Source organism: Methylorubrum podarium, assembly GCF_022179745.1.
GTDB lineage: Bacteria > Pseudomonadota > Alphaproteobacteria > Rhizobiales > Beijerinckiaceae > Methylobacterium > Methylobacterium podarium.
The window spans coordinates 1-22,347 of the sequence record NZ_BPRD01000103.1 but is presented as its reverse complement, the minus strand read 5'-3'; the positions used below and the strand labels follow the sequence as shown (position 1 = coordinate 22,347).

At 70.9% G+C, this 22,347-nt stretch carries 21 protein-coding genes; 11 read left to right on the top strand and 10 right to left on the bottom strand.

Annotated elements, in window-relative coordinates; all coding sequences use genetic code 11:
* Window positions 1-68 precede the first annotated feature (68 nt).
* Window positions 69-917 carry a tetratricopeptide repeat protein gene (locus MFF42_RS05460; RefSeq protein ID WP_238254861.1) on the bottom strand — a complete coding sequence of 283 codons (849 nt, stop codon included), beginning with the start codon at window positions 915-917 and terminating at the stop codon, window positions 69-71.
* A gap of 96 nt (window positions 918-1,013) precedes the next feature.
* Between MFF42_RS05460 and MFF42_RS05455 the strand changes: the two genes are divergently transcribed.
* Window positions 1,014-2,423, top strand: a complete 1,410-nt coding sequence (locus MFF42_RS05455) for a leucyl aminopeptidase family protein (protein WP_238254860.1) — start codon at window positions 1,014-1,016, stop codon at window positions 2,421-2,423.
* Between the two features lie 19 nt (window positions 2,424-2,442).
* On the opposite strand, the gene MFF42_RS05450 is transcribed toward MFF42_RS05455, so the two are convergent.
* Both MFF42_RS05450 and MFF42_RS26350 read right to left on the bottom strand, forming a co-directional pair.
* Complete coding sequence (locus tag MFF42_RS05450) at window positions 2,443-2,682, bottom strand: porin family protein (protein ID WP_238254859.1); 240 nt, start codon at window positions 2,680-2,682, stop codon at window positions 2,443-2,445.
* Between the two features lie 110 nt (window positions 2,683-2,792).
* Window positions 2,793-3,605, bottom strand: a complete 813-nt coding sequence (locus MFF42_RS26350; RefSeq protein WP_283206858.1) for a cold-shock protein — start codon at window positions 3,603-3,605, stop codon at window positions 2,793-2,795.
* A 381-nt stretch (window positions 3,606-3,986) separates the two neighbouring features.
* Between MFF42_RS26350 and MFF42_RS05435 the strand changes: the two genes are divergently transcribed.
* On the top strand, window positions 3,987-4,463 hold the full coding sequence (locus MFF42_RS05435; RefSeq protein ID WP_096485920.1) for a response regulator: 477 nt from the start codon (window positions 3,987-3,989) through the stop codon (window positions 4,461-4,463).
* Between the two features lie 17 nt (window positions 4,464-4,480).
* On the opposite strand, the gene MFF42_RS05430 is transcribed toward MFF42_RS05435, so the two are convergent.
* Complete coding sequence (locus MFF42_RS05430; RefSeq protein WP_238254858.1) at window positions 4,481-5,428, bottom strand: metallophosphoesterase family protein; 948 nt, start codon at window positions 5,426-5,428, stop codon at window positions 4,481-4,483.
* A 227-nt stretch (window positions 5,429-5,655) separates the two neighbouring features.
* Between MFF42_RS05430 and MFF42_RS05425 the strand changes: the two genes are divergently transcribed.
* Genes MFF42_RS05425 through lpxK form a run of 3 tightly spaced genes read left to right on the top strand, consistent with a single transcriptional unit; the run spans window position 5,656 to window position 8,724 of the window.
* The gene (locus MFF42_RS05425) at window positions 5,656-6,408 is read left to right on the top strand and encodes a lysophospholipid acyltransferase family protein (protein WP_238254857.1); all 753 of its coding nucleotides are present in this window, start codon (window positions 5,656-5,658) and stop codon (window positions 6,406-6,408) included.
* Entirely contained in the window at window positions 6,405-7,709 is a 1,305-nt protein-coding gene (locus MFF42_RS05420; protein WP_238254856.1) for a 3-deoxy-D-manno-octulosonic acid transferase, read from the top strand. Before MFF42_RS05425 ends, MFF42_RS05420 begins: the two co-directional genes overlap by 4 nt.
* 7 nt (window positions 7,710-7,716) lie before the next feature.
* On the top strand, window positions 7,717-8,724 hold the full coding sequence (gene lpxK, locus MFF42_RS05415; RefSeq protein ID WP_238254855.1) for a tetraacyldisaccharide 4'-kinase: 1,008 nt from the start codon (window positions 7,717-7,719) through the stop codon (window positions 8,722-8,724).
* On the opposite strand, the gene MFF42_RS05410 is transcribed toward lpxK, so the two are convergent.
* Window positions 8,708-8,932 (bottom strand): DUF2093 domain-containing protein, encoded by a 225-nt coding sequence (locus MFF42_RS05410; protein ID WP_238254854.1) that lies wholly within the window; start codon window positions 8,930-8,932, stop codon window positions 8,708-8,710. The two genes, lpxK and MFF42_RS05410, sit on opposite strands and share 17 nt — an antisense overlap.
* Before the next feature lie 158 nt (window positions 8,933-9,090).
* Here MFF42_RS05410 and MFF42_RS05405 point away from each other — a divergent pair, with 158 nt between their 5' ends.
* The 4 genes from MFF42_RS05405 to deoA are packed head-to-tail and all read left to right on the top strand — an operon-like array spanning window position 9,091 to window position 12,381.
* On the top strand, window positions 9,091-9,504 hold the full coding sequence (locus MFF42_RS05405; RefSeq protein WP_238254853.1) for a cytidine deaminase: 414 nt from the start codon (window positions 9,091-9,093) through the stop codon (window positions 9,502-9,504).
* The gene (locus MFF42_RS05400) at window positions 9,494-10,306 is read left to right on the top strand and encodes a purine-nucleoside phosphorylase (RefSeq protein ID WP_238254852.1); all 813 of its coding nucleotides are present in this window, start codon (window positions 9,494-9,496) and stop codon (window positions 10,304-10,306) included. Before MFF42_RS05405 ends, MFF42_RS05400 begins: the two co-directional genes overlap by 11 nt.
* Window positions 10,307-10,315: 9 nt before the next feature.
* Window positions 10,316-11,074, top strand: a complete 759-nt coding sequence (deoC, locus tag MFF42_RS05395; RefSeq protein ID WP_238254851.1) for a deoxyribose-phosphate aldolase — start codon at window positions 10,316-10,318, stop codon at window positions 11,072-11,074.
* Window positions 11,071-12,381 (top strand): thymidine phosphorylase, encoded by a 1,311-nt coding sequence (gene deoA, locus MFF42_RS05390; RefSeq protein ID WP_238254850.1) that lies wholly within the window; start codon window positions 11,071-11,073, stop codon window positions 12,379-12,381. Before deoC ends, deoA begins: the two co-directional genes overlap by 4 nt.
* A 62-nt stretch (window positions 12,382-12,443) precedes the next feature.
* Here deoA and MFF42_RS05385 read toward each other — a convergent pair whose 3' ends face one another.
* The 5 genes from MFF42_RS05385 to dnaK all read right to left on the bottom strand — a co-directional run bounded on the left by MFF42_RS05385 (window position 12,444) and on the right by dnaK (window position 18,667).
* Window positions 12,444-13,634, bottom strand: coding sequence for an alpha/beta hydrolase family protein (locus tag MFF42_RS05385; RefSeq protein ID WP_238254849.1), 1,191 nt, complete (start codon window positions 13,632-13,634; stop codon window positions 12,444-12,446).
* 302 nt (window positions 13,635-13,936) lie between these two features.
* Window positions 13,937-14,254, bottom strand: a complete 318-nt coding sequence (locus MFF42_RS05380; RefSeq protein ID WP_238254848.1) for a hypothetical protein — start codon at window positions 14,252-14,254, stop codon at window positions 13,937-13,939.
* A 288-nt stretch (window positions 14,255-14,542) separates the two neighbouring features.
* The gene (locus tag MFF42_RS05375) at window positions 14,543-15,199 is read right to left on the bottom strand and encodes a class I SAM-dependent methyltransferase (RefSeq protein ID WP_238254847.1); all 657 of its coding nucleotides are present in this window, start codon (window positions 15,197-15,199) and stop codon (window positions 14,543-14,545) included.
* Window positions 15,200-15,356: 157 nt separating this feature from the next.
* Complete coding sequence (gene dnaJ / locus MFF42_RS05370) at window positions 15,357-16,508, bottom strand: molecular chaperone DnaJ (protein ID WP_238254846.1); 1,152 nt, start codon at window positions 16,506-16,508, stop codon at window positions 15,357-15,359.
* A gap of 239 nt (window positions 16,509-16,747) precedes the next feature.
* Window positions 16,748-18,667, bottom strand: coding sequence for a molecular chaperone DnaK (gene dnaK, locus MFF42_RS05365; protein ID WP_238254845.1), 1,920 nt, complete (start codon window positions 18,665-18,667; stop codon window positions 16,748-16,750).
* A 410-nt stretch (window positions 18,668-19,077) separates the two neighbouring features.
* Here dnaK and MFF42_RS05360 point away from each other — a divergent pair, with 410 nt between their 5' ends.
* Both MFF42_RS05360 and MFF42_RS05355 read left to right on the top strand, forming a co-directional pair.
* The gene (locus MFF42_RS05360) at window positions 19,078-20,115 is read left to right on the top strand and encodes a hypothetical protein (RefSeq protein ID WP_238254844.1); all 1,038 of its coding nucleotides are present in this window, start codon (window positions 19,078-19,080) and stop codon (window positions 20,113-20,115) included.
* Window positions 20,116-20,241: 126 nt separating this feature from the next.
* A partial coding sequence (locus tag MFF42_RS05355) for an FdhF/YdeP family oxidoreductase (protein ID WP_238254865.1) occupies window positions 20,242-22,347 on the top strand: 2,106 nt, incomplete at its 3' end.

Here is a 22,347-nt window from a genome sequence, read left to right as displayed (position 1 = left end):
CTATAGGGGAGACGCGCCGGATTCGTCAAGGTCGGAGGGCAACAAGTTCCGTGGGACGAGCCCCGGACTTACTGGACCGCCGTCCGCGCCAGCTGCCGCCCCGGCGTCAGTCCGGCGGCCTGCGCCGTCTTCGGAGCGCTCCGCTTGGCGGCCATGGCGCGCAGCTCCCGCACGTTGGCGGCCGCCTCCGCCGGGCCGAGATCCTGGGCCAGCACCTGCTCCGCCTCGTCGTAGCGGCCCTTGAGGCCGAGCACCAGGGCGAGGTTCTGGCGCACCCGGGCATCCGCCTTCGGCTGGGCGACGGCGAGGCGCAGGGTCGTCTCGGCCTCGTCGAGATGGCGGGAGAGGGCGTAGGAGAGACCGAGATTCGACAGGATCCGCGGCTCGTTCGGCGCGATCTTGAGGGCGGCGTCGTAGAGGCTTTGGGCGCGGGCGTGGTCGCCGGTCTCGTCGGCCACCATCCCCTGCGCGGAGAGCACGCGCCAATCGGGCTGGGCCGGGCTGTGGGCGTTCTGGAGGACGTCATTGGCCTCCTGGTAGCGGCCGGCATCGGCGAGGCTCTTGCCGTAGGCGGCGAGCACCGACCTGTCCTTCGGGTTCCGCAGGGCCAGTTGCTGCAGCACCGCCACCGCCTGGGACTTCTGGTCGGTTGCCCGGAGCGCCGCGGCGTAGCGCATGGCGGTGCGCGCATCGCTCGGATCGGCGTTGTAGCGGTCCGCCAGGGCGGCGACCTCGGCGCGGGGCGAGCGCTCGGACCCGATCTTGGCGAACGGGTTGAAGCTCCCGATCGAGCCCGTCGTCTCCGGCGAGCGGGTCTGGCAGCCGGCGAGCCCGAGGCCGAGCAGGGCCAGGGCGAGCATGCGGCGCGTCCGGACCGTTCCAGGCTGGCGCAGGGCCCTGCCGCAGATGCCGGTCATGTCGTCGTCTCCCCGAATGTCACGGCCGGCGCTTGCGCCGCACCGATGCCGGGGTGATAGAGCGTTAACCCTAATGGCCGGTTAAGCTTATTTTCCATGACTTCGGACCAGACGCCGCACGGACCCTCCCTCGTCGACGAAGCCGCGGGGGCGGTCCCGATCCGCTGCGTGACGGCGGAAGCATGGCCAACGGTCGAGGCCGGCCTGCCGCCGCTCCAGCGCAGCTTCGCCACCGCCACCGGATTCGCCCCGAAGGCGGGCCGCGTCGCGCTCCTGCCGGGCGAGGACGGGGGGCTCGGCCTCGTTCTGCTCGGCCTCGGCGAGGCCGGGGAAGGACATCGCGACCGGTTTCTCGCCGGCAAGCTGCCGGGCGCCCTGCCCGCCGGCCACTACCGTCTGGAGCCCTGCGAGGCGCTCGATCCGGCCGAGGCGGCGCTGGCATGGCTGCTCGGCAGCTACCGGTTCGAGCGCTACCGCAAGCCGGGCGAGCCGCGCCCGCGCCTCGTCGCGCCGGAGGGCGTCGATGCGGCGGCGGTCGGGTGGATCGCGCGCGCGGTCGCGGCCGGGCGGGACCTCGTCAACACGCCCGCCAACGATCTCGGACCGGCCGAGGTCGAGGCGGCCATGCGCGCCCTGGGCGAGCGGTTCGGCGCGGCGGTGGCCGTCACCCTGGGCGAGGATCTCGCGAGGGACTTTCCGCTCGTCCACGCGGTGGGCGCCGCCTCGCCGCGGGCGCCCCGGCTCATCGACCTGACCTGGGGCGACGCCGACGCACCGCGTGTCACGCTCGTCGGCAAGGGCGTGGTGTTCGACACCGGCGGCCTCGACATCAAGCCCGCCTCCAACATGCTCCTGATGAAGAAGGACATGGGCGGCGCCGCCGCGGCCCTGGCGGCGGCCGAGATGATCATGGGCGCCGGCCTGCCCGTGCGCCTGCGGCTGATCGTGCCGAGCGTCGAGAACGCCATCGCCGGCGACGCCTTCCGTCCCGGCGACGTGATCCGCTCCCGCGCCGGCCTCACCGTCGAGATCGGCAATACCGACGCGGAGGGCCGCCTGATCCTCGCCGACGCGCTGGCACTCGCCGATGCCGAGGAGCCGGAGCTCATCCTCGATTTCGCGACCCTGACCGGCGCCGCCCGCGTGGCGCTCGGCCCCGATCTGCCGGCCTTCTTCACCGAGGACGAGGGGCTGGCGGGCGCGGTCGCCGAGGCGGGCGATCGCGTCAACGATCCGGTCTGGCGCCTGCCCCTGCACCCACCCTACGCGAGCCTGCTCGATTCGAAGGTCGCCGACCTCAACAACGCGCCCGGCGGCGGCTTCGCCGGGGCGATCACCGCCGCCCTGTTCCTGCGCCGGTTCGTGCGCCGGACGCGGGCGCACGTGCATTTCGACCTCTACGGCTGGAATCCCTCGACCAAGCCCGGCCGGCCGGAGGGCGGCGAGGTGCAGACCGCCCGCCTCGCCTACGCCCTCGTGGCCGAACGCTACCCGCGAAAGGTCTGACGACGCGCGCCGGGCGGCCTCAGCGCCGTCCGGTCGGGCGCTCCGGCGACTGGCGCTCCTGGATCCGCGCCACGCTCGGCGGAAGTCTCGCGTCCGGTCTCGCGGGGGCCGATGCCTCGGATGTCGAGGGATCGCGGGCGCCGCCGCGCTCGAACGCCCAGCCCGCATTCACGCCGGCGTAGAAGCCGGTGAAATCCTCCGCCCCGGCCGGCGCCATGCACAGCAGGAGCAGGCCGAGCGCGCTCACGGTTCGACGCATCGCGGGTCCGATCCTGATATCCGCGGACCGACGAGGGTCCCCGCGGCCAGCGCGCCAAACGAAAACGGCGGCCGTGAGGCCGCCGCTTCCGTCATTCCGTCACGCGTCGATCAGTAATCGACGCTGATGCTCGATGCCTCGCGGCCCTTCTGGCCCTCGACCACGCCGAGGGTGACCTGCTGGCCCTCGGCCAGGGAGTCGAGGCCGGCGCGGGAGAGCGCCGAGCGGTGGACGAACACGTCCTTGCCGCCGTCGTTCACCGACACGAAGCCGAAGCCCTTGGCCGGGTCGTACCACTTCACGGTGCCGGTCATCTCGACCGACGGGCCGGAGGCGAAGCGCCCGCCGCCGCCGCCACCGCCGAAGCGATCACGGCCGCCGCCGCCGAAGCGATCGCCGCCGCCACCGCCGAAGCGATCGCCGCCGCCCCCGCCGAAGCGGTCGCCGCCGCCGCCGAAGCGCGGGCCCTCGCGCCGGGGCGGAGCCGCCTCGGCCGTGGAGGTGTCGACGCTGGTCACCGCGGTGACCTGCGGGCCCTTCTGGCCCTGAGCGGTCTGGACCGTCAGGCGCGTGCCGGGCAGGAGATCGTCGTGACCGGCGGCCTCGACCGCGCGGATGTGGAGGAAGGCGTCGCCGGAGCCGTCGCCCAGCTCCACGAAGCCGAAGCCCTTCTCCTTGTTGAACCACTTGACCGTCGCATCACGCTCCGGCCCCGTCGGGGCAGCGGGAGCGCGCGCCGGGCCGCGGTCGAAGCCACCGCCGCCACCGCCGCCGTAGCCGCCACCGAAGCGATTGCCACCGCCGCCACCGCCGCCGAAGCGGTCACCACCGCTGGGGGGCAGTTCGTCCGGCCAACGCGGCTCGGCACCACCCTCGTCGAAGCCGCGCTTCTGCGGCCCCCTGAAATCACGACCACGTCCCATTGAAAGCTCGCAAAAACCGTCCGCCCGCCAAGTCTCGAATACCGCGTGCGCGCTATCTCGAGACAGCCGACGCGCCGCACTATCATCCCCCCGGCTGCGGCTACCGGGAGCGATGCCTCAGGTCTGACGCAATCCCGGCCATACCGCAAGGATCTTCTAACCGATCCGTGCTTCGGGCTCCGCATTTTCGCGGTGAAACTGCTTAAGTACCCCCTTTGGGACCGCACGGCCATCGATCCGGCTTGCACGCCAGGGGCGTAGATCAGAACGATTCTCGCCCGTGATTCCCGCAGGCCGGCCACGCTTTAGGGAAACGCAAACCGAACCGGCTCTAAGACTCGTCGTGAAACGCACCGGATCTGCACCGGGCGCCGGCCGCCGATGATCGCAACTCCGACCTTCCCGGACCTCTCCGCCCTCGTCGTGGACGAGAGCCTCTACATCCGCCGCATCGTGCGCGACATGCTGATGCGCGTCGGCATCAAGCGCGTGCTGGAGGCGCCCGACGGCGCGGAGGCGCTCGGCGTGCTCGCCGAGAGCAAGCCGGACCTCACCATCATCGACTGGGATCTGGCGATCCTGTCCGGCGAGGAGTTCATCCGCCTCGCCCGGACCCCCGCCACCTCGCCCTCGCCGACGGTGCCGATCATCCTGATGCTGGCCCAGCCGCGCCGCAACGTCGTCGATCGGGCGATCGCGCTGGGCGTCAACGAGATCATCGCCAAGCCGTTCTCGCCCAAGACGCTGTGGTCGCGCCTCGACGAAGTGATCAACCGGCCGCGGCCGTTCTCGCAGGTGAAGAGCCTGCTGCGCCCGCTTCCCCGGGCCAACGGCCTCTCGAAGATGGGCGCCATCTGAGCGGACCGGAGGCCGGTTCACTTCCGGCGCAGGCGCCGCCGATGCACAATGCCGATCCGGTCCGCCGGGGGAGTCTCGATATCGAAGCCGGAGAGCTCGCCGATGCCGCCGGCCTCGTCGAGTCCACGCTCGGTCACCGCGATCCGGAAGCGGTCCTCGGCCGGCGTCACCGTGTAGAGGTAGTAGGAGGCGCGCCGGTTGGTGAGCAGCGTGCGCGCCGAGGCCGAGGGCGCGCCCACCACCGGCACCGGCCGCCCGTCCGGCCCGGCGATCTGCGCCACGGTGCCGACATGGTTGTGCCCGTGCAGGATCAGATCGGCTCCGGCCCGGCCGATCATCGCCGCGAAGGCGGCGGCATCCTTCAGCTCGCGTCCCGAGGCCGCTCCGCCCGGATGGGGCGGGTGGTGGATCATCACCACCCGGCAGGGCCGGTCCGGCGCCGTCGCGAGGTCGCGCAGCACGCGCTCGGCCGCCTCGATCTGCGACGGGCCGAGGCGCCCGCTCGCCACGAAGGGCTTGGTCGGGATCGCCGAGGACAGCCCGACGAGGGCGAGCGGCCCGCGCCGTCGCAGATAGGGGAAGAGGCGGGTCTGCCCGTCATCGGCCTCGGTCCAGCCGCCGCAGGCACCGAGCAGCCCCTCCAGCGAGCCGCGGACATAGGCGTCGTGGTTGCCCGGCACGAAGCTGACCCGGTCGGCCGGTCCCAGCGCCTCCAGGAAGAGCCGGGCGCTCTCCCACTCGTCCGGGAGGCCGAGATTGCACAGGTCGCCGGTGCAGGCGACGTGGTCGGCGCCCTGGTCGTGCAGGTCGGCGACGAGGGCGCCGAGCAGGTCCATGTCGTGGTGGCGCCCGCGGCCCCGGCGCCAGTTCACGTAGCCGGTCGCCCGCTTGCTGAGAAGCTGGCGCAGGCGCGGCCGCGGCAGCGGTCCGACATGCGGGTCGGTGAGGTGGGCGAGACGGAACATGCGCTGCCCCGCATCGCGGCAATGCGCGCCGACGTCAATATCGGGCGCCCTGCCGCGTCGTGGGGTGTGCAATGCGGGGGCTGATGATATAACGAAAGTTAAGTCTGCGGCCGGCTCCGTTGCGTCCGCTGCACGGTCGGGGCTAGACACCCGCCGATCCGGTCGCCGCGGCACGAGAGGCGGACCGGTCGGGAATCGCGCGAAGCGGGACGGAGCGGTCCGAACCCATGGGCCTGATCAAGACCATCGGCCGCAAGCCCGGTGTCCAGCGGGTGCTCGCTGCCGCCGCGTACGGCTATCTCCGGCTCGTCCGGCGCACCAACCGCTTCACCGTGGAACCGGCGGATGCCGATGCACGCCTCGATTCGTACGGCCCCTTCATCGCGGCGATGTGGCACGGCCAGCACATCATGATCTCGTTCATGCGCCGCCCGCATGACCGGATCGCCACGATCATCTCGCGCTCCCCCGACGGCAACATCAACACCATGGCCCTGACGCGGATGGGCGTGCGGGTGATGCGCGCCTCCGGCGCCCGCGGGCGCGTGGTCAAGGACGCGCGCGCCAAGGGCGGTGCCGAGGGCCTGCGGGCGATGGTCAAGGCGCTGAAGGGCGGCGAGACCGTCGCCTTCTCGGCCGACGTGCCGAAGGTCTCCCGCGTGTGCGATGCCGGGATCATCATGCTGGCGCGCTTCTCCGGCTGCCCGATTGTGCCGGTGGCGGTGGTCACGAGCCGGCACATCCGGTTCAATTCCTGGGATCGGGCCTGCCTCGGGCTGCCCTTCGGCCGCGGCGCCATGGTGTTCGGCGAGCCGACCTACGTCCCCCGCGAGGTCTCGCCCGAAGAGGTCGATGCCCTGCGCGAGCGGGTGCAGGCCGAGCTGAACCGCGTCCACGATCGCGCCTACACCCTCGTCGGGCGGCTCGACCGTGTCGGCGGCCTCGCCGCCGCCCCCGCCTCGCAGGGCGTCGCCGCGTGAGGGTGCCGAAGCTTCCCGTGGCGCTGCGCGCCTACCGCTACGGCCTCTATCTCGGCGAGCCCGCCGTGGCGGGCCTGCTGGCCTGGCGCTCGCGCCGGGGCAAGGAGGATCCGGGCCGGCTTCCGGAACGGCGCGGCCTGCCCGGCCGGGCGCGGCCGGTGGGTCATCTCGTGTGGATGCACGGAGCGAGCATCGGAGAGGCGCTCTCCCTCGTCGGGTTGATCGAGGGGATGATCGCCCGCGGCTGCTCGGTCCTCGTCACCACCGGCACCCGCAGCGCGGCCGACCTGCTGAGCAAGCGGCTGCCGGCCGGCGCCGTGCACCAGTACATGCCACTCGACGCGCCGCGCTGGATCGAGCGCTTCCTCGCCCACTGGCGGCCGGATCTGGCCATCGTCGCCGAATCGGAGATCTGGCCCAACACCATCATCTCGCTCCACCGGCGGGGCATCCCGCTCGTCCTCGTCAACGGAAGGATGTCGGAGCGCTCGTTCAAGGCCTGGACGCGTTCGCCCGACACCGCCCGGGCGCTGCTGGCGCGGATCGCCGTCTGCCTCGTGCAGACGCGGGAGGATGGGGAGCGGTTCGCCCGGCTCGGCGCGCCGCGGATCAACGTCGTCGGCAATCTCAAATACGATTCGGCGGTGCCGCCGGCCGATTCCCAGCAGCTCGCCTATCTCGGCGACATGATCGGCGACCGGCCGGTCTGGGTCGCGGCCAGCACGCATCCCGGCGAGGACGAGATGATCGCCCGCGTCCATGCCGGCCTGAAGGAGCGCCATCCGCGCCTGCTGACGGTGATCGTTCCGCGCCATCCGCGCCGGGGCGAGGAGGTGGCCCGGATCGCCGCCGATGCCGGCCTGCGGGTGACCCGACGGGCCAAGGGCGGGCGCCCGCTGCCCTCGATCGACCTGTACGTCGCCGACACCCTGGGCGAACTCGGGCTGTTCTACCGGATCTGCCCGCTCGTCTTCCTCGGCGGCTCGCTGGTGCCGCACGGGGGCCAGAACCCGATCGAGCCGGTGCGCCTGGACAGCGCGATCCTGCACGGACCCCACATCCACAACTTCCACGAGCCCTACGGCGCGCTCGATCAGGGCGACGGCGCCCGCAGGGTCGCCGACGAGGCGGAGCTGCTGACCGCCGTCGGCGAACTGGTCGCCGACCGGCACGCGCTGGCGGCGATGTGGGCCAAGGGTCAGGCCGCGCTCGTCCCCTTTGAGGGCGCGGTGGCCCGCACCTTCGCGGTGCTCGAACCCTACGTCGCGCAGATGAAGCTCACCGCGCGCGAGCGCGCTTGAGGCCGCCATGCGCCCGCCCGGCTTCTGGTCTCGGCCGCCGACCCATCCCCTCGCCCGTCTGCTCGCACCCGCCGGCCGGTTCTACGGCGGGCTGACCGCCGACCGGATGGACCGCACCGGCGCGGCCCCGCCCTGCCCGGTCCTGTGCGTCGGCAACTTCACCCTCGGCGGGGCCGGCAAGACGCCGACGGCGCTGGCGCTCGCCCGAACCCTGCGCGAGATCGGCCGAACCCCCGCCTTCCTCAGCCGCGGCTATGGCGGGCGCCTCGCCGGGCCGCTGGTCGTCGATCCCGCGCGGCATGGTCCGGCGGAGGTCGGCGACGAACCGCTGCTGCTGGCTCGGGCCGGGACCACGGTCGTCGCCCGCGACCGCCCGGCGGGCGCCCGACTCTGCGCCGCCTCCGGCGCCGACGTCATCGTCATGGATGACGGCCTGCAGAATCCGAGCCTCGCCAAGACGCTCTCGCTCGCGGTGGTCGATGGCGGCGCCGGAATCGGCAACGGCCTGCCCTTTCCCGCCGGGCCGCTGCGGGCGCCGCTCGCCCGACAATGGCGGCACGTCGCCGGCCTCGTGCTGGTCGGCGAGGGCGCGCCCGGCGCCGCGATGGCGAGGGAGGCGGAAGGACGGGGCCTGCCGGTCCATCGCGCCCGCTTCGTTCCCGAGGACGGCCCGGACTGGGCCGGCCGCCGCGTCGTCGCCTTCGCCGGGATCGGTCGTCCGCAGAAATTCTTCGAGACGCTGCGGGGCCTGGGCGCCGAGATCGTCGCGGAACGGGCCTTCCCCGATCATCACCCCTTCACGCCGCAAGAGCTCTCGGCGCTGTCGGCGCTGGCCGCACGCGAGGGCGCAAGCCTTGTGACGACGGAGAAGGATGCCGTGCGCCTGCCGGCCGATCCCCGCGCCGCGGTCGGGGTGCTGCGGGTCGTCCTGTCCTTTGCCGACGAGACGTCCCTGCGTCGCCAGCTGGAAGCGGCGTTCCCGCCCGCTTCACGCGCCGTCAGCGCGCCGCGCTGATCTCCTTGAGGCGCTGCATCGCCGCCTCGGGGGTGGCGTAGGCTTCCTGGCGATCGACGTTCCAGTAGCGCAGGGCGTCGAGCAGGATCGGCTCGCCGGTCACGGCGCAGCGCACGTAGGTGCCGGGCTTGACCACCCGCATGGTGCCGTCGCCGAACTCGACCTTGGCTTCGCCGCTGGCCGATCCCCGATCGTAGCGTCCGAGCATTGTATGGCCTCCCGGTGCCGCGCCCGCGCGCGCTCGACTATCCTCAGCTCGATCTGCCTTAGAAGCCGGGCGCCGCTCTGTCGATGGCCCGCCCCTCGACAGGGCCCTGCCGCCGGGCCAAACGAAACCCTGCGCTTCACGTCGCTCCGGGATTGTCCGTGACCGAGTCTGATCTCGATGCCCTGTTCGAGGCCGCCGCCGCGGTGCGCGGGCGGGCCCACGCGCCCTATTCGGGCTTTCCCGTCGGTGCGGCTTTGCTGGACGAGACCGGGCAGATTCATGCCGGCTGCAACGTCGAGAACGCCGCCTACCCGGTCGGCAACTGTGCCGAGGCCGGGGCCATCGCCGCGATGATCGCGTCCGGCGGCCGGCGGATCCGCGCCATCCTCGTCCTGGCCGACAGTCCCGACCCGGTCACGCCCTGCGGTGCCTGCCGCCAGCGCATCCGCGAATTCGCCGGCCCCGATGCGCCGATCCTCTCGGCCGGTCCCGCCGGCCTGCGGGCGCGCTTCACCCTCGAACAGCTGCTGCCCGCTTCCTTCGGCCCGGAGCATCTCGTCCATGGCGCCTGATGACGCGGCGGTCGCTCATCTGCAGGCGGAGGGCTTCGCCGGCCCCTACGCTCTGGCGATCATCACCGGGACCGGTCTCGGCGCCCTGGTCGAGGCGGTGGAGGATCGCCGCAGCCTCGCCTACGCGACGATCCCCGGCTTTCCCGCCCCCGGCGTCAGCGGCCATGGCGGGCGGCTGCATTGCGGACGCCTCGCCGGGCGGCCGGTGCTCGTCTTCGAGGGCCGGGCCCACGCCTACGAGACCGGCGAGGCCGCCGCCATGCGGGTGCCGCTCGCCGCCGCGCGGGCGCTGGGCGCCGAGAGGCTCCTGCTCACCAACGCCGCCGGCTCCCTGCGGCCGGAGATCGGCCCCGGCCGCCTCGTGGTGCTGGCCGACCACATCAATCTGTCGGGCCTCAACCCGCTGATCGGCGAGACCAGCGACGCCCGCTTCGTGCCGATGACGGGCGCCTACGATTCCGCCCTGCGCGCCGATCTGAGCGCGGCGGCCGACGCGATCGGGCTGCCGCTTTCGACGGGCGTCTACGCGTGGTTCTCCGGCCCGAGCTTCGAGACCCCCGCCGAGGTGCGCATGGCCGGCATCCTCGGCGCGGACCTCGTCGGCATGTCCACCGTGCCCGAGACGATTTTGGCCCGTTTCCTCGGCCTGCCCGTGGCCGCGATCTCGGTGGTGACCAACCTCGCGGCGGGGATCGCGGGCGGCGACCCGCACCATGCCGAGACCAAGGCTGTCGCGGCCCGGGCCGGAGCGGATCTCGCCCGGCTCGCCGCCGCTTTCGTCGGCCGCCTGCCCGAAGTGTAAGGAATGCGGATGACCGCTTCAGCCCCCCTCCCCCCGCAGGATGCGGCCCGCGTGGCGCGGCGCGCCCTGCCCTTGCTCGACCTCACCGATCTGAGCGAGACCTCCAGCGCCGCCGCCGTCGAGGCGCTCTGCGAGACGGCCCGCGCGAGCGGCGTCGCCGCGATCTGCGTCTGGCCGGACTTCGTCGCGGGCTCCGCGCGGACGCTCCGGGGCAGCGGCGTCCGGGTCGCCACCGTGATCAACTTTCCCGAGGGCGGCGATGACGCGGCGCGCGCGGTCGCCGACACCCGTGCCACCCTGGCCGACGGCGCCGACGAGATCGATCTCGTCCTGCCCTATCGCGCGCTGATGCGTGGCGACGCGGAGGGGGCCCGCGGGATGGTCGCCGCCGTGCGCGCGGCCTGCCCCGACCGGCTCCTCAAGGTCATCCTGGAGACCGGCGAGCTTGAAGACCCGGATCTGATCGCGCGGGCGAGCCGCCTGTCGCTCGAGGCCGGCGCCGACTTCATCAAGACGTCCACCGGCAAGACCCCGGTCTCCGCCACCTTGCCCGCCGCCGAGATCATGCTTGAGGCGATTCGCGCGCGCGACGGCCGGCCGGCGGGACTCAAGGTCTCGGGCGGCCTGCGCCGGGTCGAGGATGCGAGCGCCTACCTCGCGCTCGCCGACCGGGTGATGGGGCCGGATTGGGTGAGCCCAACGACCTTCCGCATCGGCGCGAGCGCATTGCACGCCGAACTCGTCCGCGCCCTGGAGGCCGCCCGATGAGGCTTCCCCAGGAGATCATCCGCGACAAGCGCGACGGGCGCGCCCTGGCGGAGGCCGACATCGCCGGCTTCATCGAGGGGCTGACGCGGGACCACGTCACCGAGGGACAGGCCGCGGCCTTCGCCATGGCGGTGTTCTTCCGCGGCCTGTCGCTCGACGAGCGCGTGGCGCTGACCCAGGCCATGACCCGTTCGGGCACGGTGCTCGACTGGGATCTCTCCGGCCCCGTCCTCGACAAGCACTCCACCGGCGGCGTCGGCGACACCGTGAGCCTGCCGCTCGCCACGATGGTCGCGGCCTGCGGCGGCTACGTGCCGATGATCTCCGGGCGCGGCCTCGGCCATACCGGCGGCACGCTGGACAAGCTCGCGAGCATCCCCGGCTACGACGTGGCGCCGGGCCTCGACCGCTTCCGGAAGGTCACAGCTGAGATCGGCTGCGCCATCATCGGCCAGACCGCCGACCTCGCGCCCGCCGACCGGCGCCTCTATGCGATCCGTGACGTGACCGGGACGGTGGAGTCGCTCGATCTGATCACCGCCTCAATCCTCTCGAAAAAGCTCGCGGCGGGGCTTCAGGGCCTCGTCATGGACGTGAAGACCGGCTCCGGTGCCTTCATGGCGGGCCGAGCGGAGGCGCGGGCGCTCGCCGAGAGCATCGTCACCGTCGCCAACGCCGCCGGGCTGCGCACCCGCGCCCTCGTCACCGACATGGACGCGCCGTTGGCCTCCTGCGCCGGCAACGCCGTCGAGGTCGCCTACGCCGTCGATTACCTCACCGGCCGCGCCCGCGAGCCGCGCTTCCACGCGGTGACCCTGGCGCTCGCCGCCGAGATGCTGGTGATCGGCGGCCTCGCCGCGGACGTGGCGGAGGCGGAAGGGCGCCTGACGGCCTCGCTCGAATCGGGTCGCGCCTGCGAGACCTTCTCGCGGATGGTGGCGGCGCTCGGCGGTCCCGCCGATCTCGTGGAGGCGGCGGACCGGCACCTGCCGAGGGCGCCGGTCGTGCGGCCGGTGACGGCGGAGAGGGCCGGCATCGTCGAGGGCGTGGAGACCCGCGCCATCGGCCTCGCCGTGATCGGTCTCGGCGGCGGCCGGACCCGACCGCAGGACGCGATCGACGGACGCGTCGGCTTCACCGGTCTCGCGCGGCCCGGCGACCGGGTCGAGCCGGGTGATCCTCTCGGCACGGTCCACGCGGCGGACGAGGCCGCTGCCGAGCGGGCGGCGACCGCGTTGCGGGCGGCCTACCGGATCGGGACGGTGGGTCAGCCGCCGCGCGACGCGGTGATGGAGCGGCTTGGCTGAGCGAGGCGCGCTCCGCGATCGCCGGCGACCGTCGCCATCGACCGGCGTGACGGCGGGCCCGCCTATGGCCGAGCGGGGGCCGGCACGGTCCGGGATCGGAGATGGGCCTGCTTCGGCAGGGCGGCGGCTTTCCAGACGACGTCGCCGTCCACCGCATAAGGCTGGCACTGCCGGCTGTAGCGTTGGCAGATGGCGAGCGCTCTCGCGAGCGGATCGAAGCCGCCGTTCGCGGAGGCCAGGACGCCGCCCGGCGCGAGCACGGCGGCCCGCGGGAAGGGCCGTGAGAGGAAGGCGCGGTAGGCCTCCCGACCCTGCTCCGACAGGTACGGCACCGCCGCGACATCATCGACGGCGGCGAACTGCGTGCGCCGCGGCTGCGAGCTCGGCATGTATTGCGGGTAGAGCACCCGCGTCGGCAGGCCCAGGCGGGACAGGAAGCCGTCGAGCCTCGGGCTGACCACGGCGATGCCCTGCGGGTAGGACAGGAGCTTGTGGGCGTTCGACATGAAGGCGCCGAACGGAACCAGCTCGGCCGGCCCGCCCTCGGCCCGGTAGGCGGTGTACATGGCCTGCCACGTCGCGCGCGGGAACAGCCGATCGTTGTCGCCGTAGAGCCAGAGGGAGGGTATCCGCGTCACCCTGCCGAAATCCCTGGCGCCGCTCACCAGGGCCGTGTCGCTGGCCGAACAATTCGAGGTGCGCACGCCGCCATAGAAATTGACCAGGGCGGCGACGTGAGGGTCGTTCAGGGCCCCGACGGCGAGCGTGTTCCATCCGCCGAAACTTCCGCCGGCCACGAGAACGCGCTGGCCGCTGATCTGCGGCTGTTGCTCCAGCTGTGCGATCACGGCGGCGATGTCATGGGCGTCCTGCCGTCCGAGGCTCTCCATGTCGCAGCCGGAGACTTGGATCCGTCCGCCCGATCCGCCGTAGCCGCGGAGCAGAGGGTGGGCGACGGCGTAGCCGCGGGCCAGGAAGTAGTAGGTGCCGTAATGGGTCCCGACGTTATGCATGTCCTGGTCGGCGCCCCGTCCATCCGAACCGTGGTTCCAGACGACGAGGGGAAACGGCCCGGCTCCGGGCGGCAGGAACAGGCGGACCTTCAGGTTGACGGGGCGAGCAGGGTCGCCGCGAAGGACGAGCATCCGCGTCTCGGCCGGAGGCAGCATCGACGACGAGGGATCGGGGCCGACGGCTCCTGCCGGAACGGGCAGGAGGCAGAGAAGGGCGAGCCAGACAGCGGAAGCGCGCATGGATGCGACTCGGCCAGTAACATATGATGGTTTTCTAATTCAGACAGCGCGTGTGCGCTAGAGGCTTCGCAGAAACCTCATTCGGATATGGAAAATCGATAGAACGGGTGGCGCAATCAGTATATTTGTGCAGTCTTAGCGGTTATTGATAATTGCACGCGGCAGCCGACTGAAACAAAATACATTTGTTAATATTTATCCCGATTTGCACTTAGAGACAAGCTTATCGATAGCAGTCTCATAAACAAAAAATGCCCGCCAGCGCTTTAGATGCACTGACGGGGATTGTTCAGAACTGAAAACTACCAGTGATGGTGGTGCCGGTGACGCCAGCCGTGGTGATGCCCCCAGTGGCGGTGATGGTGGCCCCAGTGGCGCCGATGATGGCCCCAGTGTCCGTGATGGTGGTGGCGGTGACCCCAGTGGCGGGGGTGATGGCGATGGCCGAAATGATGGTGCTGCCACTGCACCGTCTCGACCGACGCCTCGGATGTGAGCGTCGTCGCCGGGGCCGGCGCGAGCGGGGCGGCGTTGGCGGAACTGCCGCCGAACAGGCCGCCGGCCATCAACGCGAGTGCGGCGAAGGCGAAGCGGGAGCGACGCGTTGAGGATTCCGACATCGTGGTGACCTCCGTTCATCGGGCCGTCCTGACGGCCTTGTGAGCGAAGCTAGAAGCCACCGGCTGAACGCGTTCTGAGCGGAATCCATACAATGGGAAACAAGAATGCCCGCGACCGCAGAGCATGGAGAAGATTAGGGTTTCAACCTTCCCGCAAAGAATGGTCACGGGCCTAGCAAGGCCCGACCACGTCCGGGAAGTCGGACGACTCCGCTGAGTGGGTCTCGCTTTTCGATCTTCGCGATGACAACGTGCGGCGTGCCCCGACGCGATCGATCGGAGCCGGGATCAGACGGCGCCGGCCTTCGGCTCGGGACGCCGGTACACCCAGACCCGCGCCGGGGGCAGGTTCAGCCAGACCTTGTTGGAGCGGCTCGCCGTGTAGCTGCCCGCCTCGCACTTGGCCGGGATCGGCGGCACCACCGCGTAGGTGAACTGCACGAAGGGCGCGCCCGGATGCATCAGGTCGTGGGCGCCTTGGAGGAGGTCGAGGCGCTGCTCCAGCGGCTTGGTGAAGAGCGGCAGGCTCGAGATCGTCGCGGCGCAGAGGCTGCCGAGCCGGTCGCGGAGCGTCTCGCGGATCCGGTAGGCGTCGCCGCAGATCACGGTCACGCCGGGGAAGCGGCGGCGCAGCAGCGTGCAGAAATCGGGGTTGAACTCGACGAGGACGAGCCGCTCCTGATCGAAGCCGCGGCGGATCAGGGCCTCGGTGACGGGACCGGTGCCCGGCCCGAGCTCGATCACCGGGCCGGCGACGCTCGGGTCGGCATAGGCGGCCATGGTGCGCGCGAGCATCTTGCCCGACGGCGTGACCGCACCGGTGACCAGGGGGCGCTCGAACCAGGAGCGCAGGAAGCGCGCCTCGTCCTCCAGCGGATCCTTGCGCTCTCGAAGGACGCGGGTGGCGGCGACGGCTCTGGCACTGGAACGGCGAAGCGGCGGCACGTCCGAAGGTCCTCGGCTCATCATGGATCGAACAGGCTAGACGATGAAAACCCGCGGGCAGTCAAGCTGCGCGGCTCGGCGTCGAGCGCATGACCGCAGCGATGAGCCGCCGTCATAACCGGCCGAGGCGCGGGTTTGATCCCGTGGCGCGGAGCGATCACGCGCGCGTCGAGCCGCTCACGAAGAAGTCGCGCACCTTCGAGAAGAAGCCGGCGCTCTCCGGGTGGTTCTCGTCCGAGGCGCTCTGGTCGAACTCCTGCAGCAGCTCGCGCTGGCGCTTGGTGAGGTTCTGCGGCGTCTCCACCGAGACCTGGATGTAGAGGTCACCCACCTCGCGCGAGCGCAGCACCGGCATGCCCTTGCCCTTGATGCGGAACTGCTTGGCTGTCTGCGTGCCGGCCGGGATGCGGACCTGCGTCTGCGAGCCGTCGATCACCGGCACGGTGATCTCGCCCGAGAGCGCCGCGGTCACCATCGAGATCGGCACGCGGCAGAACAGGTCGGCCCCGTCGCGCTGAAAGAATGGGTGCGGCTTGATCGAGAGGAAGACGTAGAGGTCGCCCGCCGGTCCGCCGCGCAGGCCGCTCTCGCCCTCGCCCGCGAGCCGGATGCGCAGGCCGTCATCGACGCCCGCCGGCACGTTGATCGAGAGCGTCCGCTCGCGGTTGACGCGGCCGGCGCCGGAGCAGGACGGGCAGGGATCGTCCACCACCTCGCCGCGGCCGTGGCAGTTCGGGCAGGTCCGCTCGATGGCGAAGAACCCCTGGGCCGCCCGCACGCGGCCGTAGCCGCCGCAGGTCGAGCAGGTCCGCGGCTTCGATCCGGCCTTGGCGCCCGTCCCCGAGCAGGTCTCGCAGGCGATGGAGGTCGGGATGCGGATGGTCTCGGTCTTGCCGGCGAACGCCTCTTCGAGGCTGATTTCGAGGTTGTAGCGCAGGTCCGCCCCGCGCTCGCGTCCGGGCGCGCCGCCGCGTCCCCGCCCGCCGCCCGGCGCGCCGCGGCCATCCCCGAAGAAGTTCTCGAAGATGTCCGACATGAAGTCGCCGAACTCGTTGCCGAAGCCGGGGCCGCCTGCGCCGCCCTGGCTGACGGCGGCGTGACCGAAGCGGTCGTAGGCCGCCCGCTTCTGGCCGTCGGCGAGGCACTGATAGGCCTCGTTGACTTCCTTGAACTTGATCTCGGCTTCCTTGTCGCCGGGATTGCGGTCCGGGTGATGCACCATGGCCAGCTTGCGGAAGGCGACCTTCAGCTCGCTCTCCGAGGCCGTCTTCGCGACGCCCAAGACCTCGTAATAGTCCCGCTTCGACATTCCCGGCCCCTGGAGCCTCTCGTTCGCGCCGGCCGCCGGCTCGCTTGCCGGAGTTCGGCCGCGCCGCGATCCGCCTCCCGACTCGGACGGGACTGGACGGATCGACCTTCACGGAGATCGGACGCTCGACAAGGTTGATCCCCGAGCCTTGCCCGAGGATCAAGCCGTCCGCGCCGCTGACGATAAAATAATAGTCGGGAGCGGCGCCGGCGCACCGCTCCCGAACCATCCTCGACGATTTACGCGCGCTTCTTGCGCTCGTTCTCGTCCACTTCCTGGAAGTCGGCGTCGATGACGTCGTCCTTCTTCTCCGCCGAGGCGGCGGCGCCGTCGGCGCCGGGCGCGCCCTCGGCCTGGGAGGCGGCGTACATCGCCTCGCCGAGCTTCATCGAGGCCTGCATCAGGTCGTTGGTCTTGGCCTTGATGCCCTCGGCGTCGTCACCTTCCAGCGCGGTGCGCAGGGAGGCGATCGCCGTCTCGATGGCGCCCTTGTCGGCGGCCGAGACCTTGTCGCCGTACTCCGCGACCGACTTCTCGGTGGCGTGGATCAGGCTCTCGCCCTGGTTCTTCACCTCGACCAGCTCACGGCGCTTCTTGTCCGCCTCGGCATTGGCCTCGGCGTCCTTGACCATCTTCTCGATGTCGGCGTCGGAGAGACCGCCCGAGGCCTGGATGCGGATCTGGTGCTCCTTGTTCGTCGCCTTGTCCTTGGCCGTGACGTTCACGATGCCGTTGGCGTCGATGTCGAAGGTCACCTCGATCTGCGGCATGCCGCGGGGCGCCGGCGGGATGCCGACGAGGTCGAACTGGCCGAGCAGCTTGTTGTCCGCCGCCATCTCGCGCTCGCCCTGGAAGACCCGGATGGTGACCGCGTTCTGGTTGTCTTCCGCCGTCGAGAAGACCTGGGACTTCTTGGTCGGGATCGTGGTGTTGCGGTCGATGAGGCGCGTGAACACGCCGCCCAGCGTCTCGATACCCAGCGAGAGCGGGGTGACGTCGAGCAGCAGCACGTCCTTCACGTCGCCCTGGAGCACGCCCGCCTGGACCGCGGCGCCGATGGCGACGACCTCGTCCGGGTTGACGCCCTTGTGGGGCTCCTTGCCGAAGAACGCTTTGACGACCTCCTGCACCTTGGGCATGCGGGTCTGGCCGCCGACGAGCACGACCTCGTCGATGTCGTTGGCCGAGACGCCGGCATCCTTGAGCGCCTTGCGGCAGGGCTCGATCGTGCGCTGCACGAGGTCGTCGACGAGCGACTCGAACTTGGCGCGGCTGAGCTTGAGCGCGAGGTGCTTCGGCCCGGTGGCGTCGGCGGTGATGTAGGGCAGGTTGATCTCGGTCTGGGTGGCCGAGGACAGCTCGATCTTGGCCTTCTCGGCGGCCTCCTTGAGGCGCTGGAGGGCGAGCTTGTCCTTGGTCAGGTCGATGCCCTGCTCCTTCTTGAACTCGGCGGTCAGGTACTCGACCACGCGGTTGTCGAAGTCCTCGCCGCCGAGGAAGGTGTCGCCGTTGGTGGACTTCACCTCGAACACGCCGTCGCCGATCTCGAGGATCGACACGTCGAAGGTGCCGCCGCCGAGGTCGTAGACCGCGATAGTGCCGGACTTCTTCTTGTCGAGGCCGTAGGCCAGCGCGGCGGCCGTCGGCTCGTTGATGATGCGCAGGACTTCGAGGCCGGCGATCTTGCCGGCATCCTTGGTCGCCTGACGCTGGGCGTCGTTGAAGTAGGCGGGCACGGTGATGACGGCCTGCGTCACCGGCTGGCCGAGATGCGACTCGGCGGTCTCCTTCATCTTCTGAAGGGTGAAGGCGGAGATCTGCGAGGGCGAGTACTTCTTGCCGTCGGCCTCGACCCAGGCGTCGCCGTTGTCGCCCTTGGCGATCTTGTAGGGCACGAGGCCCTTGTCCTTCTGCGTCAGCGGATCGTCGTAGGTCCGGCCGATCAGACGCTTGATCGCGAAGAAGGTGCGTTCCGGATTGGTCACGGCCTGCCGCTTGGCGGGCTGGCCGACGAGGCGCTCCCCGTCGTCGGTGAAGGCGACGATGGACGGGGTGGTGCGGGCGCCTTCCGCATTCTCGATGACCCGCGGCTGCGTGCCTTCCATGACGGCCACGCAGGAATTGGTGGTGCCGAGGTCGATACCGATTACTTTACCCATGGTGGGATCCCTCTGTTGGATTTTTCAAGCAGACCGCCGAGCCCCGAAGCAGCTCGACCCATGGCGGTACAAAACATCAGGTTTGAGAACGGGATGGATCCGAAGCGCCTCGCCCTTGCGGGTTGCGCTTCAAAGGCTTCGTCCCGTGTCCCGCCGCATATAAGAAGACGGCTACGCCGCCGCAAGAACGCGCGCCGCACGGTTGAGCGAGCGCCGTCATCCGCCGCCGCGCCGAAGCATTTGCCGGATCGTGTGCCCGCGGAAAGGCTTGTTTGTTGCCAGGCTGCCACGTCCGCGCCACGGGTGACGTGCTACGACACGGGCATATCGAGAGAAAGCCGTCGCCCGAGAAGACGGCGCATGACGAGAACGCCCGCGCGGGGGCGTCGAACCGGGAGGCCGACCGCCTGATGTTCCTGCCCGACCCCGAGAGGAACTTTGCCGTGAAGTCTCGTCCGTTGCGCGCCGCGACGGGGGCACTTGCCGTGGTCGCAGGCCTGATGGTGGTCCCGTCCCACCCGGCGCGGGCGCAGAACTTCTTCGAGGAGCTGTTCGGCATCGGGCGGGCGGCGCGTCCGCCGCAGCCGCCGCGCAACGTGCCGGTCCAGCCCCCGCCCCAGCCGGCCGATCCCGGCGCGCCGGGCGCCCCGGCGCCGGGGGAAGGCGCCGAGACCCGGCCGAGCGTGCCGGCCCCACCCCGCCAGCCGGTGGTGCTGCGGGTGCCGGCCGAGGACAACGTCGCGGGGCAGGACCTGCTGCTGAACGGGCTCAACGGCTCCCTGAAGATCGAGCGGAGCGGTTCGGCCTACACCGCCCAGATGACCCTGCCGGGCACAAAGATCTCGCAGCCGACGGAGAATTGCACGGTCAAGCTCAACGGCGGCAAGCCGGTGCCGCTGAGCGCGGAGGGCCGGGCGCAGGGCGTCTCCCGCTTCTCGGCGACGAGCGCCGAATGCCCGCTGCGCTTCGAGATCCTCGACGGCAGCGTGCTCGCCACGCCGCTCGGCTCGGGTCCGGCCTGCACCTTCACTGCGGCGGATTGCGAGACGACGCCGTCGGGCCTTTGGGGACCGGGTGCGGCGATCCTGATCCCGCAGGCGGGCGAGTTCGACACCGCCCGCGGCGTCGCCGACAAGGCGGTGCGCGACAATTACAAGGTCATGACCCAGCGGGCGCGAGGCGGCGATGTCCGCCCGATCGTGCAGGAGCAGGCGGCCTTCTCCTCCGACCGCGAGCAGGCCTGCCGGACCTATGCCCGCGAGGGAGCGCACGGCTACTGCCACCTGCGCTTCACCGAGGCGCGAGCGATCGCCCTCGCGGCGCGGCTCGGCGCCAACGTCGCGACGCCGACCGCCGCCAACACCCCGCCGCGGCCCCGCCGCAGCCGCGGCCCGGTCGAGGGGATGAATCCGGACGCGCAGGGGGCGGAGCCCCTCGCCGACCAGTAAGGGGGGGGGCGAGCCGCGCTCGGCGAGCGAGGCCGTTCGCGGCCGGACCGGAGCCGTCGTCGCACGGGCGGAACTGCGGGTTTCGCGTCCGTGTTGCGCCGAGGTGCACCAAGAGTGAGCCTCGGTATGCCCGACGAGAAGATCGAAGCCTACACCGACCCGGCCGGCGGATGGGGTTCGGCCCGATCCCTCGTCGACATCCTGACCCGCGAGGAGATCCCGGTCTCCGGCGCGGCGATGCTGATGAAGCAGAACAAGCCAGGCGGCTACATGTGCGTCTCCTGCGCATGGTCGAAGCCGGCCAAGCCCTCGGCGTTCGAATATTGCGAGAACGGCGCCAAGGCGACCGCCTGGGAGCAGACCCGCAAGCGGATCGGCCCCGACTTCTTCGAGCGCCACTCGGTGACCGAGCTGCTGAGCTGGCCCGATTACGACCTCGAGGAGAAGGGCCGCATCACCCATCCGCTGCGCTACGATCCGCAGCGCGACCGCTACCTGCCCGTCTCCTGGGAGCAGGCCTTCGAGGAGATCGGCCGCGAGCTCCGAGCCATCCGGGAGACGGACCCGAAGGCGGCGGTGTTCTATTCCTCGGGCCGGGCCTCGCTGGAGACGAGCTACATGTACGCGCTGTTCGCGCGGATGTACGGCAACAACAACCTGCCCGACTCCTCCAACATGTGCCACGAATCGACCTCGAAGGCGCTGCCGCAATCGATCGGCGTGCCGGTCGGGACGACGGTGCTGGAGGATTTCGAGGCCACCGACCTGATCCTGTTCTTCGGCCAGAATGTCGGCTCGAACGCGCCGCGGATGCTGCACCCGCTGCAGGACGCCCGGCGCCGGGGCGTCCCGATCATCACCTTCAATCCGCTGCGCGAGCGGGGGCTGGAGCGCTTCACCAACCCGCAATCGCCGATCGAGATGCTGACGCATTCCTCGACGCAGATCTCGACCCAGTACCATCAGGTGAAGGCGGGCGGCGACATCGCCGCGATCGCCGGGATCTGCAAGGCGCTGTTCGCCATGGACCGGCAGGCGCAAGAAGACGGGCGCCCGCGCATCCTCGACATCGACTTCATCGCCGAGCACACCCACGGCTTCGAAAAGTTCGAAAAGTTCTGCGACCGGCTCGAATGGCCGGCGCTGGAGACGAAGTCCGGCCTAAAGCGCGAGGGGATGGAGGCGGCGGCCGCCGTCTACGCCCGCGCCCGGGCGGTGATCGGCATCTACGGAATGGGGCTGACGCAGCACCGCCGCGGCACCGAGACGGTGCAGATGTTCGTCAATCTGCTGCTCCTGCGCGGCAATATCGGCCGCCCCGGCGCCGGCATCTGCCCCGTGCGCGGTCACTCCAACGTGCAGGGCCAGCGCACCGTCGGCATCGCCGACGAGCCGTCGCTGGTGCCGCTCGACAAGCTCAAGGACATGTACGGCTTCGAGCCGCCCCGCGAGAAGGGGATGAACACCGTCGAGACCTGCGAGGGCGTGCTGTCCGGCAAGGTGAGGGCGTTCGTCGGGCTCGGCGGCAACTTCGTCCGCGCCATCCCCGACACGCGGCGGATGGAGGAGGCGTGGCGCGGCATCCGGCTCACCGTGCAGGTCTCGACCAAGCTCAACCGCTCGCATCTCGTCCGCGGCGAGATCGCCTACATCCTGCCCTGCCTCGGCCGCATCGAGATCGATGAGCAGGCGAGCGGTCCGCAGGCGGTGTCGATGGAGGATTCCACCTCCTGCTTCCACGGCTCGCGGGGCGTCGCCTCGCCGGTCAGCGACCACGTGCGCTCGGAGCCGTGGATCGTCGCGCAGCTCGCCAAGGCGACGCTGCCGCCCAATCCGAAGGTCGATTGGGACGCCTGGGTCGGCGACTATGCCCGGGTGCGCGACGCGATCGAGGCGACCTACCCGGAAAAGTTCAAGGACTTCAACGCACGCCTGTTCGAGCCCGGCGGCCTGCACAAGCCGCTCGCCGCCCGCGAGCGCAAGTGGGAGACCGATACCGGCAAGGCCAACTTCGTCGTGCCGCCGGACGGGCTCGATATGGACCCGGACATGAAGAGCGATCGGCGCGACGTGCTCGACCTCATCACGCTGCGCTCGAACGACCAGTTCAACACCACGGTCTACGGCTATCACGACCGTTTCCGCGGCGTGAAAGGCACGCGGCAGGTGCTGTTCATGAACGAGAACGACATCGAGCGCCTGCAACTCGCCGACGGCGAGACCGTCGACGTC

Excerpts from the sequence above, each read along its gene's own strand:
- MFF42_RS05410 (WP_238254854.1), bottom strand. The coding sequence starts at position 8,932 with ATGCTCGGACGCTACGATCGGGGATCGGCCAGCGGCGAAGCCAAGGTC.
- lpxK (WP_238254855.1), top strand. The coding sequence starts at position 7,717 with ATGCGCCCGCCCGGCTTCTGGTCTCGGCCGCCGACCCATCCCCTCGCC.
- dnaJ (WP_238254846.1), bottom strand. The coding sequence starts at position 16,508 with ATGTCGAAGCGGGACTATTACGAGGTCTTGGGCGTCGCGAAGACGGCC.
- MFF42_RS05460 (WP_238254861.1), bottom strand. The coding sequence starts at position 917 with ATGACCGGCATCTGCGGCAGGGCCCTGCGCCAGCCTGGAACGGTCCGG.
- MFF42_RS05425 (WP_238254857.1), top strand. The coding sequence starts at position 5,656 with ATGGGCCTGATCAAGACCATCGGCCGCAAGCCCGGTGTCCAGCGGGTG.
- deoA (WP_238254850.1), top strand. The coding sequence starts at position 11,071 with ATGAGGCTTCCCCAGGAGATCATCCGCGACAAGCGCGACGGGCGCGCC.
- MFF42_RS05450 (WP_238254859.1), bottom strand. The coding sequence starts at position 2,682 with ATGCGTCGAACCGTGAGCGCGCTCGGCCTGCTCCTGCTGTGCATGGCG.
- MFF42_RS05380 (WP_238254848.1), bottom strand. The coding sequence starts at position 14,254 with ATGTCGGAATCCTCAACGCGTCGCTCCCGCTTCGCCTTCGCCGCACTC.
- MFF42_RS05430 (WP_238254858.1), bottom strand. The coding sequence starts at position 5,428 with ATGTTCCGTCTCGCCCACCTCACCGACCCGCATGTCGGACCGCTGCCG.
- deoC (WP_238254851.1), top strand. The coding sequence starts at position 10,316 with ATGACCGCTTCAGCCCCCCTCCCCCCGCAGGATGCGGCCCGCGTGGCG.
- MFF42_RS05455 (WP_238254860.1), top strand. The coding sequence starts at position 1,014 with ATGACTTCGGACCAGACGCCGCACGGACCCTCCCTCGTCGACGAAGCC.
- dnaK (WP_238254845.1), bottom strand. The coding sequence starts at position 18,667 with ATGGGTAAAGTAATCGGTATCGACCTCGGCACCACCAATTCCTGCGTG.
- MFF42_RS05435 (WP_096485920.1), top strand. The coding sequence starts at position 3,987 with ATGATCGCAACTCCGACCTTCCCGGACCTCTCCGCCCTCGTCGTGGAC.
- MFF42_RS05385 (WP_238254849.1), bottom strand. The coding sequence starts at position 13,634 with ATGCGCGCTTCCGCTGTCTGGCTCGCCCTTCTCTGCCTCCTGCCCGTT.
- MFF42_RS05400 (WP_238254852.1), top strand. The coding sequence starts at position 9,494 with ATGGCGCCTGATGACGCGGCGGTCGCTCATCTGCAGGCGGAGGGCTTC.
- MFF42_RS05360 (WP_238254844.1), top strand. The coding sequence starts at position 19,078 with ATGTTCCTGCCCGACCCCGAGAGGAACTTTGCCGTGAAGTCTCGTCCG.
- MFF42_RS26350 (WP_283206858.1), bottom strand. The coding sequence starts at position 3,605 with ATGGGACGTGGTCGTGATTTCAGGGGGCCGCAGAAGCGCGGCTTCGAC.